At 67.3% G+C, this 13,281-nt stretch carries 14 protein-coding genes; 5 read left to right on the forward strand and 9 right to left on the reverse strand.

Features of this window, described 5'->3' with window-relative positions; genetic code table 11:
• Nucleotides 1-40 precede the first annotated feature (40 nt).
• Nucleotides 41-1,027: a tripartite tricarboxylate transporter substrate binding protein gene (locus AC1DQR_RS24595; protein WP_150990354.1), complete on the forward strand. Its 987-nt coding sequence runs from the start codon at nt 41-43 to the stop codon at nt 1,025-1,027.
• Nucleotides 1,028-1,242: 215 nt separating this feature from the next.
• Complete coding sequence (locus tag AC1DQR_RS24600) at nt 1,243-1,680, forward strand: YbgC/FadM family acyl-CoA thioesterase (RefSeq protein ID WP_416048655.1); 438 nt, start codon at nt 1,243-1,245, stop codon at nt 1,678-1,680.
• 81 nt (nt 1,681-1,761) lie between these two features.
• Here the strand turns inward: AC1DQR_RS24600 and denD are convergent, their stop codons facing one another.
• From denD to AC1DQR_RS24635, 7 genes are all read right to left on the reverse strand, one after another.
• Nucleotides 1,762-2,751, reverse strand: a complete 990-nt coding sequence (denD, locus tag AC1DQR_RS24605) for a D-erythronate dehydrogenase (RefSeq protein ID WP_416048654.1) — start codon at nt 2,749-2,751, stop codon at nt 1,762-1,764.
• Nucleotides 2,752-2,800: 49 nt separating this feature from the next.
• A complete protein-coding gene (gene otnI / locus AC1DQR_RS24610; RefSeq protein WP_477133961.1) occupies nt 2,801-3,583 on the reverse strand; it encodes a 2-oxo-tetronate isomerase in 783 nt (260 codons plus the stop codon).
• A 49-nt stretch (nt 3,584-3,632) separates the two neighbouring features.
• Nucleotides 3,633-4,964, reverse strand: coding sequence for an MFS transporter (locus AC1DQR_RS24615; protein ID WP_416048652.1), 1,332 nt, complete (start codon nt 4,962-4,964; stop codon nt 3,633-3,635).
• A 183-nt stretch (nt 4,965-5,147) separates the two neighbouring features.
• A complete protein-coding gene (gene otnC, locus AC1DQR_RS24620; protein WP_267603086.1) occupies nt 5,148-5,786 on the reverse strand; it encodes a 3-oxo-tetronate 4-phosphate decarboxylase in 639 nt (212 codons plus the stop codon).
• The gene (gene otnK / locus AC1DQR_RS24625; protein ID WP_477133962.1) at nt 5,783-7,087 is read right to left on the reverse strand and encodes a 3-oxo-tetronate kinase; all 1,305 of its coding nucleotides are present in this window, start codon (nt 7,085-7,087) and stop codon (nt 5,783-5,785) included. The genes otnC and otnK overlap by 4 nt, the downstream gene beginning before the upstream one ends.
• Nucleotides 7,088-7,098: 11 nt before the next feature.
• Complete coding sequence (gene ltnD / locus AC1DQR_RS24630) at nt 7,099-7,995, reverse strand: L-threonate dehydrogenase (protein ID WP_416048650.1); 897 nt, start codon at nt 7,993-7,995, stop codon at nt 7,099-7,101.
• A gap of 42 nt (nt 7,996-8,037) precedes the next feature.
• Nucleotides 8,038-8,790, reverse strand: a complete 753-nt coding sequence (locus tag AC1DQR_RS24635; RefSeq protein ID WP_416048649.1) for a FadR/GntR family transcriptional regulator — start codon at nt 8,788-8,790, stop codon at nt 8,038-8,040.
• Between the two features lie 202 nt (nt 8,791-8,992).
• Between AC1DQR_RS24635 and AC1DQR_RS24640 the strand changes: the two genes are divergently transcribed.
• Complete coding sequence (locus AC1DQR_RS24640; RefSeq protein ID WP_416048648.1) at nt 8,993-9,418, forward strand: GNAT family N-acetyltransferase; 426 nt, start codon at nt 8,993-8,995, stop codon at nt 9,416-9,418.
• 20 nt (nt 9,419-9,438) lie between these two features.
• On the opposite strand, the gene AC1DQR_RS24645 is transcribed toward AC1DQR_RS24640, so the two are convergent.
• Complete coding sequence (locus tag AC1DQR_RS24645; RefSeq protein WP_416050488.1) at nt 9,439-10,710, reverse strand: MFS transporter; 1,272 nt, start codon at nt 10,708-10,710, stop codon at nt 9,439-9,441.
• A gap of 156 nt (nt 10,711-10,866) precedes the next feature.
• Here AC1DQR_RS24645 and AC1DQR_RS24650 point away from each other — a divergent pair, with 156 nt between their 5' ends.
• Both AC1DQR_RS24650 and AC1DQR_RS24655 read left to right on the forward strand, forming a co-directional pair.
• Nucleotides 10,867-11,766, forward strand: a complete 900-nt coding sequence (locus AC1DQR_RS24650) for a LysR substrate-binding domain-containing protein (protein WP_416048647.1) — start codon at nt 10,867-10,869, stop codon at nt 11,764-11,766.
• Nucleotides 11,767-11,859: 93 nt separating this feature from the next.
• Complete coding sequence (locus AC1DQR_RS24655; protein WP_416048646.1) at nt 11,860-12,342, forward strand: hypothetical protein; 483 nt, start codon at nt 11,860-11,862, stop codon at nt 12,340-12,342.
• An 11-nt stretch (nt 12,343-12,353) separates the two neighbouring features.
• Here the strand turns inward: AC1DQR_RS24655 and AC1DQR_RS24660 are convergent, their stop codons facing one another.
• Nucleotides 12,354-13,181, reverse strand: coding sequence for an NRDE family protein (locus AC1DQR_RS24660; RefSeq protein ID WP_477133963.1), 828 nt, complete (start codon nt 13,179-13,181; stop codon nt 12,354-12,356).
• Nucleotides 13,182-13,281: the final 100 nt, after the last annotated feature.

A 13,281-nucleotide genomic window follows, 5' to 3' on the forward strand; every position in this document is an offset into this window, starting at 1 on the left:
GTGCATTACTTGTAGCAGTAGCAAAAGGAGACACAGACTCATGCAACGCCGCCATTTCCTCGCCCATGCGGGCGCGCTCGCCGCCACCGCGGCTACCCTGGGGCTGGCCAGCGCGCCGGCCCTGGCGCAGGCGGACAATTTCCCGCAACGGCCGATTCGCCTGATCATCGGCTATACCGCGGGCGGTTCCACCGACCTGCCGTTCCGCGTGCTGGCGGAAAACGCTTCCAAGATCCTCGGCCAGCCGGTGATCATCGAGAACAAGCCTGGCGCGGGCGGGGTATTGCCCGCCCAGCTGATGCAATCGACCCAGCCGGACGGCTACACGCTGGCGCAGGTAGCCATGCCGGTCTACCGCCTGCCGTACACCACCAAGATCAACTGGGATCCGGTCAAGGACTTGTCGTACGTGATCAACCTGGCCGGCTACTCGTTTGGCCTGGTTGTGCCGGTGGATTCGCCGATCAAGACCATGCAGGACTACATCGCCTACGCCAAGGCCAACCCGGGCCGCCTGACCTACGGCTCGCCGGGCTCGATGACCACGCTGCACCTGACCATGGAAGAGCTGGCCATGAAGCAGAACGTGCAGTTCTCGCATATTCCGTACAAGGGCAACTCGGAATCGATGCAGGCCCTGCTGGGCGGGCACGTGATGTCGGTGGCGGACACCCCGGCCTGGGCACCGTACGTGGAGTCCGGCAAGCTGCGCCTGCTGTCGACCTGGGGCGAGAAGCGCTCGGCGCGCTTCCCCAATGTGCCGACGTTGAAGGAGCTGGGCCTGGGCATCGTGCAGACCTCGCCGTTCGGCGTGGTGGCACCCAAGGGCACCGATCCGAAGATCGTCAAGAAGCTGCACGACGGCTTCAAGAAGGCCATGGAAATGCAGAACTACCGCGATGCGCTGGCCAAGTTCGACATGGAGCCGTTCTACATGAGCAGCGAGCAATACGCGCACTTCGCCGCCGATACGGTCAAGAAAGAGAAGGCCATTATCGACAAGCTGGGGCTGAACAAGCCGCAATAAGCCTGACTTAGAGGCCATTTCAAAAAGATTCTGGCGTCGTTGCGCGGCCTTGCCGTACCAGTTGTACTGTCTGCGGCCGCGCGCCTAGCCAGAACCGCTTCGCTTCATTTTGAAACAGCCTCCTAGCCGCTTTATGCCGGCGCCGCCCTGTCCGGGGCCGGCGCCGTTTTCATATCAGGCCGATATCTGGCCGGCAATCAAGGAGGGACGCTGACATGGCGAAGGAAGATTTCCGTCACGGCATGCCGCTGCGCGTGCGTTGGGCCGAAGTGGATCCGCAGTCGATCGTGTTCAATGCGCACTACCTGACCTACTGCGATATCTGCGTGACGGAGTACTGGCGGGCGGTGGGGATCCGGTATCCGGAGGATGTGCTGCACGCGCACGGCGTGGACATCTTTGTGGTGAAGTCCACGCTGGAGTATCACGCGTCCGCGCGCTTTGACGACATGCTGGAGATCCGGGGGCGGATTGCGCGCCTGGGCCGCTCCAGCATGTTGTTCCGCGTGGAGATGTACCGCGGCGACGAGCACCTCGTCACGGGCGAGATCGTCTATGTCTGCGCGGATCCCGCTACGCAGAAGTCGGCGCCGATTCCGGGGCCGGTGCGGGAAACGATCACGGCGTATGAAGTGGTGAAGCCGGACGCTTGATCTGTCCGGCTTTCGTGGTTTCAGGTGCGGCGGCGTTGGCCTGCGTGCAAGCCAGCGCCGCTACAAGACGCGTCTGCGGGTTCAACGCGCCGCTATGCCCGCATCCTCGATATACGCCCGGATCACCGCATCGAAATCCTCGTCGCCCTGGAACCCCAGCGCCAGCGCGCGCTCCGTATTCCATGCGGCAGGCCAGGTGCCGACGATATTCTCGATGCGCGCCTCGCGCTCCCAGCTCACGCGATCCGCCACGGTGTCGCCGGCCACGCGCCGCAACGCCGCCACCATCTCCTTGGGCGTGACCGACAAGCCGGGCAGGTTCACCGTCCGGCGTTCGCCAAGCTTGGCACCATCGATCTCCATGCCCCGCGCCAGCGCGGCAATCGCCCCGCGCGGGGACAGCAGCCACAGCGGCGTTCCCGGCGAGACCGGGCAATTGGCGGCAACGCCTGCCAGTGGCTCGCGGATGATGCCGCTGGCGAACGACGAAGCCGCGGCATTGGGCTTGCCTGGCCGCACGCTGATGGTCGGCAGGCGAAGCACGCGGCCGTCGACAAAGCCGCGGCGGCTGTAGTCCGACAGCAGCAGCTCGCCGATGGCCTTCTGCGCGCCGTAGGAGGATTGCGGATTGAGCGCGGTATCGTCCTGCACCACAGCGGGCAGGGTGCCGCCGTACACTGCCACCGAACTGGTGAACACCACGCGTGGCCGGCTGCCATGTTTCACGTGAAGCGCCCGGCAGGTTTCCAGCAACGCGCGCGCGGCATCCAGGTTCACGCGCATGCCCAGGTCAAAATCCGCCTCGGCCTGGCCGCTGACCACCGCCGCCAGGTGGAACACCGCGCCGGTGTGTTCGTCGATGGCCTGCGTCAGCACGGCGGGATCCGACAAGTCGCCGGTGACCACGCGCACGCGCGCGTCGTTCAGCGCAGGCGGTGCTGCCACGTCGAGCAGCGTCAGGCCCGCGATGGCGACGGGCTTGCCGTCGATGTCCAGGGTGCCGCGCTTTAACAGCTGGCGGGCCAGTTGCAGGCCGAGAAAGCCGGCCCCGCCGGTGATCAGTACTTGCATGTTCGTTTTCCGGTTGTGCCGCCGTGGGCGGCATGGAGACAGCGACCGCTCAGGCCTTCAAGTAAGGCTTGAGCCAGGCCAAACCCGCCGAGGTACCGGCGCGCGGACGATACTCGCAGCCGATCCAGCCGTCATAGCCAAGGCCATCGATCACGTCGAACAGGTACGGGTAGTTCAGCTCGCCCAGGTCCGGCTCGTGGCGCTCGGGCACGCCGGCAATCTGGATGTGGCCGATGCCGGCAAAGTCGCGCTTGAGCTTGATGGCTAGGTCGCCTTCCACGATCTGGCAGTGGTAGCAGTCGAACTGCACCTTCAGGTTGGCCGCGCCCACTTCCTTGCAGATGGCTTGGCCGTCGTCCTGGCGGTTGAGGAAGTAGCCGGGCATGTCGCGTGCGTTGATCGGCTCGATCAGGACCGTGATGCCTTGTGCAGCCGCAGCCTGCGCGGCATGCGCCAGGTTTTCCAGGTAGCAGGCGCGATGACGCCCGTGGTCCGCGCCGGCCGGCACCAGGCCGGCCATCACGTGGATCTTGTCATTGCCGATCACGGCAGCGTATTCCAGTGCGCGGCCGAAGGCGTCGCGGAATTCGGCTTGGCGCCCGGGCAGGGCGGCCATGCCGCGCTCGCCAGCGGCCCAGTCGCCCGGCGGCGCGTTGAACAGCGCTTGCGCCAGGCCGTTGGCGTCGAGCCGCGCGCGGATTTCCGCGGCACTGTGCTCGTACGGGAAGAGATACTCCACGGCCTTGAAACCGTCTGCCGCTGCGGCGGCGAAGCGATCCAGGAAGGCGTGCTCGGTGTACATCATCGACAGGTTGGCGGCAAAACGCGGCATGCGGTGCTCCAGGAGAAGTGCGTTATTCTTGAGTTCTTGTGTTCTTGGCCTAGCGGTTGACCAGCTTGGCCGGCGTGAGCCAGACCAGCCCGGCGCCGAGCACCAGCATGCCCGACAGCACATACATGCTCGATTGCGTGCTGTGGGTGAGATCGGTCAGGTAGCCCACCATGTACGGTGCCACAAAGCCCGCCAGGTTGCCCACCGAATTCACCACCGCAATGCCCGAGGCAGCGGCCAGCCCGGACAGGAAGGCGGTGGGCAGCGACCAGAACAGCGGGGCGCAGGTCAGCACGCCGGCGGCGGCGAGCGACAGCGCGGCGATGGCCACCCCGGTATTGTGGGTAAACGAAGCGGCAATGGCAAAGCCCACCGCGCCCATCAGTGCCGGCACGATCAGGTGCCAGCGGCGTTCGCGCCGGGCGTCGGCGCTGTGGCCGAGGAAGTTCATCACCACGATGGCGCAGATAAACGGAATCGCGCTGAGCAGGCCGATATTGAGGTTGCCGGTAACGCCGCTGGTCTTGACCAGCGTGGGCATCCAGAACGTCAGCGCATATTGCCCGGTGACAAAGCAGAAGTAGATCATGCACATCCACCAGACGCGGCTGTCCTTGAACACGGCGCCGAGCGAGTGGCCGGTGCCCGAGGCGCCGGCCTGGCGCGCGTCTTCCTCGATATTGCGCTTGAGCACGCGCTTCTCGTTGGCGTCCAGCCACGGCGCCTGGTCGATGCCGTTCTTGAGCACGAACACGGTGATGATGCCGATCAGCAGCGCGGGCAGGGCCTCGATCAGGAACATCCATTGCCAGCCGCGCATGCCGCCGTAGTCATGGAAGGCATCCATGATCCAGCCCGACAGCGGGTTGCCGAGCATGCCAGCCACCGGGATGCCCGACATGAACAGCGCGATCATCTTGGCGCGCCGGTTGGCCGGATACCAGTAGGTCAGGTAGAGGATCACGCCGGGATAGAAACCCGCCTCGGCCAGGCCGAGCAGGAAGCGCATGATGTAGAAGGTGGTGGGCGTCTTCACGAAGACGAACAGCGCCGAGATGATGCCCCACGTGATCATGATCCGCGCGATCCAGACGCGAGCGCCGAGCTTGTGCATCAGCAGGTTGCTGGGGACTTCGAACAGGAAGTAGCCGATGAAGAACAACCCGGCGCCAAGGCCGAACACGGTTTCGGAAAACGCCAGGTCCTGCGCCATCTGCAGCTTGGCGAAGCCCACGTTGACGCGGTCCAGGTAAGCAATGACGTAGCACAGCATCAGGAACGGCATGATGCGCCAGAACACCTTGCTATAAGCGCGTTTCTCGATGTCGCGGTCGATGTCTTGGCCGGCGCCGGTTAGCGCGGCCTGGGTGGATGCATGCATGGTTGTCTCCGTGTATCGGTTTGGTCCCGGCTTGGTTCCGGCTTGATGTCCGTTGTTAGCGGCAAACCGGGGGCGAACGCTGCCCTTGCCGCGGCCCAGGCGTTAGCGAGGGCGGGCGGCGGCCGGTTCTGCTTTGCTTGTGTTTTTGTTGTTAGGGCTTTGTCGTACCTGCGCGCGTGGTCCCTACCAGCGCGCCTTGAACGTATCGCGCAGTTCAGCCAGCGCTTGCTCGTCGAGCGGGTCAGGCTTGTCCTTGAGCATCAGCCAGAGCTTGGCGGTTTCTTCAAGTTCCTCGAGCGCGAAGGCGGCGCGCGAGACGGTGGCCTCCCACACCACCGGGCCAAGGCGCGCGAGCAGCACGCCGCGCACTTCGGCGGCAAGCTGGGCAACGCGCGCCGCCACCGCCGGGTCGCCCGGGCGATGGTAGGGAATCAGCGGGATATGCCCGACCTTCATCACGTAGTAAGGCGTGATCGGCGGCAGCACATCGTCCGGTTGCCAGGCGCCCGCCAGGCTCAGCGCCACCAGGTGGGTGGAGTGCGTATGCACCACGCCATGGGCTTGGGGGTTGTTGTCGTAGATGGCGCGGTGCAGGGTCAGCGTCTTGGACGGCTTGTCGCCGGCCACCCAGTTGCCGCCGCTGTCCACCTTCGCGATGGCGGCCGGGTCCAGCATGCCCAGGCAGGCATCGGTCGGCGTGATCAGCCAGCCGTCTTCCATGCGCGCGCTGATATTGCCGGCGCTGCCGACGGTGTAGCCACGCTGGTAGAGGCTGGCGCCGATGCGGCAGATTTCTTCGCGCAGGCTGGCTTCGGTGCTCATGCTTGCCCTCCAAGCTGGCGCAGCGCTTCGTCAAAGAAGTCCATGCCGCCGAAATTGCCGGACTTGAGCGCCAGCGCCAGCGGCTGCGCTTCCAGCGTGACGGTGGCGGGCACGCCCGGCGCGATCTGCGTGCCGATCCGCAGGGCYTGCACGSCSAGCGMCTGCACCACCGCGCCCGAGGTTTCGCCGCCGGCCACCACGAAGCGGCGCGTGCCGCGCGCTTTCAGCGCGGCGGCGATGTCCGCCAGTGCCTGCTCGACCAGATGGCCGGCGCGCTCCACGCCGAGGGCGGCCTGCACCGATTTGACCTCCTGCGGCGTGGTGGTGGCGTAGAACAGTACCGGCTCCGCATGGGCGCCCGCCAGGGCCAGCGCCTCCTCAAGCACGGGCGCGCCTTGCGCCAGCGCGAGCGGGTCGATGCGCAGGGCGGGGCGCTTGGCCACGAGCCATTGCGCCACCTGCGCATTGGTCGCCTTGGACGCGCTGCCGGCCAGCACCACGGCCGGCCCGGCCACCGGCGCCACTCTGTCGGCATCCGCGCGTTGCGGCAGCGAGCCAGCGCGGCGGAAGTTGGCCGGCAGGCCGAGCGCCAGGCCCGAGCCGCCGGTGAGCAACGGCAGGTCAGCGCACGCCTCGCCTAGCGTATGCAGGTCGGCATCGCTTACGGCGTCGGCAATCGCTAGTTTCACGCCATCGCCGCGCAAGGTGGCCATGGCCTGGCGGGCCGCGTCGCTGCCGCGCGCCACGGCGTCGTAGCGCAGCAGGCCCACCTTGGCCTGGCTCTGGCGCTGCAGCACGCGGACCAGGTTGGCGTCATCCATCGGCGTGAGCGGGTGGTTCTCCATGCCCGACTCATTGAGCAGGACATCGCCCACGAACAGGTGGCCGCGGAAGATGGTGCGGCCGTTCTCCGGGAATGCCGGGCAGGCGATGGTGAAGTCGCTGCCAAGCGCCGCCAGCAGGGCTTCGGTCACCGGGCCGATATTGCCGGCGTCGGTGGAGTCGAAGGTGGAGCAGTACTTGAAAAAGAACTGGCGGCAGCCCTGGGCTTGCAACCAGCGCAGCGCAGCCAGCGATTGCGCGATGGCATCGGCCGCCGGGATGGTGCGCGACTTGAGCGCGACCACCAGCGCATCGGCCTGCTCCACGCCGGGCAGCGCCGCGCCGCCCGCCGGCACGCCGATAGCCTGCACGGTGCGCATGCCGTTGCGCACCAGCGTGTTGGCCAGGTCGGTGGCACCGGTGAAGTCGTCGGCAATGCAGCCAAGCACGGCGCGCGAGGAAGGGTTCTGTGCAGTCATGCTGGCTTGCCTCACTCAGCCTTCTTCGCCGGCAACTCGATGCCGGGAAATATCTTGATCACGGCGGAATCGTCCTCGCCGCCGTGTCCCGCGCTGGATGCCATCATGAACATCTGGTGCGCCGCGGCCGACAGCGGCAGCGGGAACTTGCTGGTGCGCGCGGTATCGAGCACCAGGCCGAGGTCCTTGACGAAGATATCGACAGCGGACAGCGGCGTGTAGTCGCCCGACAGGATATGCGGCACGCGGTTCTCGAACATCCACGAATTGCCCGCGCTGTGGGTGATGACCTCATACAGGGCATCGGCATCCACGCCTTCACGCAGGCCCAGCGCCATGGCTTCTGCCGCCGCGGCGATATGCACGCCAGCCAGCAGCTGGTTGATGATCTTTACCTTGGAGCCGGCGCCATGCGCGTCGCCCAGCCGGTAGACCTTGCCGGCCATGGCAGCCAGCACGTCCTCGGCCAGCGCATAGGCCTCGGCCGGGCCAGAAGTCATCATGGTCATTTCGCCGCTGGCGGCGCGGGCGGCGCCACCGGAGACCGGTGCGTCCAGCAGCAGGATGCCGCGCTCGCCCAGCCGCTTGCCCAGTGCCTCGGCGAAGCCCGGCGGCACGGTCGCGCTGGCGATCACCAGCGTGCCGGGGCGCAGGCTGCTTGCCGCGCCTTGTTCGCCGAACAGCACGGCCTCGGTCTGCGCGGCGTTGACCACCAGCGTGACCACCACATCGCATTTGCCGCCGAGCTCGGCCGGGCTGGCGCAGGGGATGCCCCCCGCATCGGCAAAGCGCTGCAGCACGTCGGGCCGCAGGTCGCAGGCATGTACCTTGAAGCCGGCGCGCAGCAGGCTGTGCGCTACGCCGTTGCCCATCGCGCCGAGGCCGATGACGCCAATTGATTTGCTCATGAAGACTCCTGCCAGGAGGGCGGTGATCAGTGGATCAGTCGATCAGTGGGGAAGGCCGCGCGCGGGCGCGTCGGCAAGGTCGGTGGCGGTCTCGGGCTGCCCGCCATGGGACAGGCGCCGCGCCGCGTTGTACATATGGGTCTCGGCCGCGTTGCGCGCGGCCAGCGCGTCGCCGGCGCGGATGGCGGCCACGATGGCCTGGTGTTCCTCGCGCACCTGGCGCGAGAAATCCGCGCGGCGTGCCTCGTTGGTACGGGTCACGCGGGTGGCGGTTTCCAGGTACTGGCTCAGGAACGCCAGCGTCTTGAGAAAGAACGGGTTGCCGGTGGCTTCGGCGATGGTCCGGTGAAAGGCCACGTCGGCCGCCACGCCATCGCCGCCGGCGGCCTCCTCGGCGTCGATGCGCGCCAGCGCGGCGTCGATGGCCATCATGCTGGCATCGCTGCGGTCGCGCGCCGCCTGTGCGGCCACCTCAGCCTCGATGGCCCGGCGCAGTTCCACGATCTGCAATACCGATTCGAGCGTGGCCACATCGGTGTAGTCGATCCGCAGCGGCCGGATGCCGGCCTGCTCGGTGACGAACACGCCGCTGCCCTGGCGCGATTCCACCACGCCTTCGTGGCGCAGCCGGGCGATGGCTTCGCGGATCACGGTGCGGCTGACGCCGAATTCCTCGGACAGTACCGCCTCCGTGGGCAGCTTGTCGCCACGGCCGAAGGCGCCGCTTTCGATCTTCTCCAGCAGTTGTTCAGCAACGGTGTCTGTCAGGGCTCGGGCCGGGACTTTCTGGAACACGGGAGGCCTCAGGTGATTAGGTAATATGGTCATCATACAAATTTTCTGTGAAGAGTGCGGATCGGGAATTACCCCTACCCCTTTCTCCATGCGGCATTGCAGCAATGGTCGGCGTCGCTTGCCCCCGCCGTGGCCGGAGTATCATGGCGTCCGCCCCTCTGGCCGTTTTTTCACCGCTTTGCGCTTTGCGCACCGAATAACTATGACGATCACCATCCGCCTCGCCCCCTGGTCCGAAGCCCGCGATACCGCGCGCGCCATCCGCTATGCCGTCTTCGTCGAAGAACAGGGCGTGCCGGTTGAGCTGGAATGGGACGAATGGGATGAGCCGAGCTGGCACGCCCTGGCGCTGGCCGAGGACGGCAGCGCGCTGGCCACAGGCCGCCTGCTGCCGGATGGCCACATCGGCCGCATGGCGGTGCTCAAGCCCGCGCGCGGCAGCGGCGTCGGCGCCAGGGTGCTGGATGCGCTGATGGCCAAGGCCGCGGAGCTTGGCTACCCTGAGCTGGTGCTCAATGCGCAACGCTATGCGGCACCGTTCTACGCGCGTGTGGGCTTCGAGCAGGTCGGCGAGGAATTTGAAGAGGCCGGCATTGCTCACGTGGAAATGCGCAAATTGCTGGGCTGAACGCGACGGGCGGCTTGTCGTCAGGCGCGGGCCTGCCGAGCAAACAAGGGCCGCGCCAATAGGGCGCTCGCGCTGGCCGCCAGCCACACGACCGCCCAGCCATAGCCGGCGGCTATCGCCGGGATCGCCAGCGGCACCAGGAAAAAGCCCGAAAATGCAAAGGTATTGCCCAGCCCGAGTGCGGTGCCTGCGCGGCTGGCGCCCGCGATCGTCGCCAGCTCGGTGAAGGCCACACCATGCCAGGCCGAAGTGCAGATGCCGCCCAGCACCAGGCATCCCATCAGCACCGGCGTCAGCAAGGCGTGCCAGCCCGGTGCGGCGGCACACAGCCAGGTCAGCCCCGCCAGCGTGGCGAACACAAGCAAGGTCAGCAAGCTGCAGGCGCGCATATAGGCGCGGCGGTTGCCATGGCGGTCGGTCCAGCGGCCGCTCCACACCCGCATGACGGCAGCGCCTGCCTGAACCGCCGCCACGGCCATGCCCGCCGCGGCAATGCCGATGTGGCTGAAATCGTGCAGGAAGATCGTTGCGAACGTCAGCACAGCCACTTGTGGCACGCACATCAGGCCCATGCCGCTCACCAGCCGCCAGACCTGCGCGCTTCTCAGCGGGCCGGGCCCTGCCTTGCCGGCCACGCCGCCTGCGGGCAACGTAGCGCGCGCCGGCTCGGCCGGCGGCTCGTGCATCCAGTGCCAGGCAAAGGCCGCAGTGACGCCGCAGAACACGGCCAGCGCGCCGTAGACGGCGGCAAAGCCAAAGGACTGCGCCAGCAGCGGCAGCATCAGCGCGCCAATCCCGCCGCCGGCGGGCACCGCGGTCTGGCGGATGCTCATGGCTAGGCCCCGTTCGCCTTCGCGGAACCATGCCATCACGGCGCGGCCGCTGGAGCCGTTGACGCTGCCGCCCAGCAGGCCCAGCCCCAACAGGCCTAGCGCCAGCGCGGTGTTGCCCGGGATATGGCCGGGCAGCGGCGCCACGAACACCGCCATCAACGCCAGCCACAGCGCGGTGGCCATCAAGCCGGTCAGCAGCACGCGGCGGTCGCCCCAGCGGTCGGTCAGCAAGCCCCACGGCACTTCGCTCACCGCAATGCCAAGTCCCATCATGCCCAGGCAAAAACCCAGCTCGCCATCGCTGATCCGGTAGCCGGCGCGCATCAGCACCGCCGTGGTGGGAATGCCCGAGAACGCCGCGGCAAAGCTGGCATTGGCCGCGACGCCGAGGGCCAGCACTTTCCAGCGATGGCCTGGGCCATGGCGTGGGGCGAGGGCTGCGCCGGCAGGGCCAGGCACAGCGGCAAACGGGAGCGGGGCGGGAACGCGGGGCACGGGATCATCCTTGGGAAAACGGCATATGCAAGCCTTGACGCCCTGATTCTGCCGCCGCAGAATGATCCTGAATATCAGATAATTATTGATTAAACATCCCAAATAACAGGATGGTTTGACATGGCAGCGGTGAACTTCGACCTTGATGTACTACGCAGCTTCGTCGCCGGCATGGAGCTCGGCAGCTATGCCCGGGCCGCTGACCGGCTGGGCCGCTCCACCTCGGCGGTTAGCGCGCAGCTCAAGAAACTGGAGGAGCAGGCGGGCACGGCGATCTTTCGCAAGGCCGGACGGGGACTGGCGCTGACGGAGGCGGGCGAGACCATGCTGGCCTATGCCCGCAGGCTGCTGGAACTCAACGACGAGGCCGCGGCCGCCGTGCACGGCGTGGCGCTGGAAGGCTGGGTGCGGTTCGGCCTGCAGCAGGACTTTGGCGAGGTGCTGCTGCCCGAGGTGCTCGGCCGGTTCGCCCGCGCGCACCCCAAGGTGAAGATCGAGGCACGCGTGGCGCGCAACACCGAGCTGCTGGACAGCGTGGCCGCCGGCCGCCTGGACCTGGCGCTGGCGTGGGACGATGGCGTGCGGATGCCGCATGTGGAGCAGGTGGCGATGTTGCCGATGCGCTGGATCGGGCCCGCCGCCGCGCGTGCGCCGTGGCAAGGCAACGGCCCGCTGCCCTTGGTGGCATTCGAGCCGCCATGCCGTTTCCGCTCCGCGGGCACGGCCGCCCTGGACCGCGCCGGCATTGCCTGGCGGGTGGCTTTCAGCAGCGCGAGCCTGGGCGGCTTGTGGGCAGGGGCGGCGGCCGGGCTGGGGCTGACCATCCGCACCGGCATGGGCTTGCCACCTTCCGTGCGGGCCTGGGAGCCGGGCGAGGGCGGGCTGCCTGCGTTGCCCTCGCTGGCGCTGGCGCTTTACCGCAAGGATGCCGAGCTGGAGGCACCCGCCACCCGGCTGGCAGGCATCGTGAGCGAGGCGGTTCGGGCTGCATTGCCGGCCAGGCTGGCGGCTGTGGCCTGAATGGAGCGATAACTTGCGGGGCTTGCAGCCGGCCGCCTACGCTGTACCATCGCAGTCTTTGTTTTTGCCGTCGCTTTCGCGTTGATCTTGTCTATGTCTGAAATCCGTTCCCGCCTGCTCCAGGCCTTGGCCGATGCCACGCCCGCCCTAGACCTCGACCGTGCGCCGCTGGGCGAACCGCCTGCCGGCGAAGACCTGCTCTCGGCATGGTTGCGGCCCTGGCTGGCGGAGCACTGCCTGGTCAAGGTGGACTGGTGGGATTTCAGCACGCTGGGCGTGCAGGCCGTGACGCGCCTCGCCACGCTGCGCGCGGCGGGTGTCTCGGCTATCGACGTCGACGATCTCTACGACGAAGACGGTATTCCGCTAGGTGGCGACGACTTTGATTTCGATATGGAGCCCGCCGCGCTCTACCTGGCGCACGTCAACCGCGAACTGGCGCCGCACGGGGTGCAACTGCTGGAGATCGGGCACTTTGAGGATGCATGGCTGCTGGCGGTGCGCAATGACCCCGCCGCGATCCGGGCGCTGAACGTGGCATTGCGCCCGACCGGCTTGGCGGCCCAGCTGTACTGAGCGCGCCCGCCTTAGCGCGGCGCTTGCACCGAGCCGGCGTCGCGGGCAACGCGCAGGTGTCCACGGTAGGACACCTCGCCGGTGCGGCCGTTGGCGTCGAAGCTGCGTTCGCTAAGCTCGAAGCGGCCGTCATGGCGCACGCGCAGCACGGTGCTGGCGCGGGTGCCATAGCTGGGCGAGCGGATGAAGGCGGAGGACAGCAGTTTTTCCCACTCCGGGGTCACCCCCGTGCGCGGAAGCTCGAAATCCAAGGCCTGGCGATCATTGGCCAGCAGGTCGAGATAGGGTTCGATGCTGGCGCCGGCCAGGCCGGTGTCGGCGGCAAGTGTTTCGGCGAGCGCGCCGACGCGGCTGCGCACCTTGGGCCACGGCGTATCCAGCAAAGCGTTGGATAGGCCATAGATGCCGGGCTTGAGGCGCTGCGGATAGGGCGAGGCGCCGCGGTTGCTGTACCACCAGAGCTCGCGCAGGTTGCACGCCAGCAAATTGAAGCCGTTGTAGGCGCCGGTGCGGGGCACCAGCCCGGACAGATAGGATTGCGGATCGCTGTCGCCACGCAGGAATCCGGCCACCAGCTCACCGCGCGAGCGCGCATCGGTGCGTTTTTCGGACGGGGCGCGGTAGTTGGTCAGGGCGGCAAAGCGGCCGTCGCCGGCCAGGCCCATCCAGGTGCCTGGCTCGCCGATCACTTCCGCCATGTCGCGTCCGGCCAGCACCTGGGGGGCGTCTTCCCACCAATGCACGGGCGCCGCCGGGCGGGCATAGAACTCGTCGCGGTTGCCGGCCACCACCAGGGCATAGTCCGGGTGCGATTGCCAGGCCACCAGAATCAAGCACATAGCGCTTCCTTTGCTGCATTCACTGCGGTTGCCACATTCACTGCATTGACTGCGATTTGATCATCGGCTTCGTCATTCAGGGACCAGCGCGGCGGGGCCG

This window comes from Cupriavidus sp. 05L411 (assembly GCF_056398045.1).

What these genes read in the sequence shown, in the direction of transcription:
- AC1DQR_RS24595 (WP_150990354.1), top strand. Translation starts at nt 41, where the DNA reads ATGCAACGCCGCCATTTCCTCGCCCATGCGGGCGCGCTCGCCGCCACC.
- AC1DQR_RS24600 (WP_416048655.1), top strand. Translation starts at nt 1,243, where the DNA reads ATGGCGAAGGAAGATTTCCGTCACGGCATGCCGCTGCGCGTGCGTTGG.
- denD (WP_416048654.1), bottom strand. Translation starts at nt 2,751, where the DNA reads ATGCAAGTACTGATCACCGGCGGGGCCGGCTTTCTCGGCCTGCAACTG.
- otnI (WP_477133961.1), bottom strand. Translation starts at nt 3,583, where the DNA reads ATGCCGCGTTTTGCCGCCAACCTGTCGATGATGTACACCGAGCACGCC.
- AC1DQR_RS24615 (WP_416048652.1), bottom strand. Translation starts at nt 4,964, where the DNA reads ATGCATGCATCCACCCAGGCCGCGCTAACCGGCGCCGGCCAAGACATC.
- otnC (WP_267603086.1), bottom strand. Translation starts at nt 5,786, where the DNA reads ATGAGCACCGAAGCCAGCCTGCGCGAAGAAATCTGCCGCATCGGCGCC.
- ltnD (WP_416048650.1), bottom strand. Translation starts at nt 7,995, where the DNA reads ATGAGCAAATCAATTGGCGTCATCGGCCTCGGCGCGATGGGCAACGGC.
- AC1DQR_RS24640 (WP_416048648.1), top strand. Translation starts at nt 8,993, where the DNA reads ATGACGATCACCATCCGCCTCGCCCCCTGGTCCGAAGCCCGCGATACC.
- AC1DQR_RS24650 (WP_416048647.1), top strand. Translation starts at nt 10,867, where the DNA reads ATGGCAGCGGTGAACTTCGACCTTGATGTACTACGCAGCTTCGTCGCC.
- AC1DQR_RS24655 (WP_416048646.1), top strand. Translation starts at nt 11,860, where the DNA reads ATGTCTGAAATCCGTTCCCGCCTGCTCCAGGCCTTGGCCGATGCCACG.
- AC1DQR_RS24660 (WP_477133963.1), bottom strand. Translation starts at nt 13,181, where the DNA reads ATGTGCTTGATTCTGGTGGCCTGGCAATCGCACCCGGACTATGCCCTG.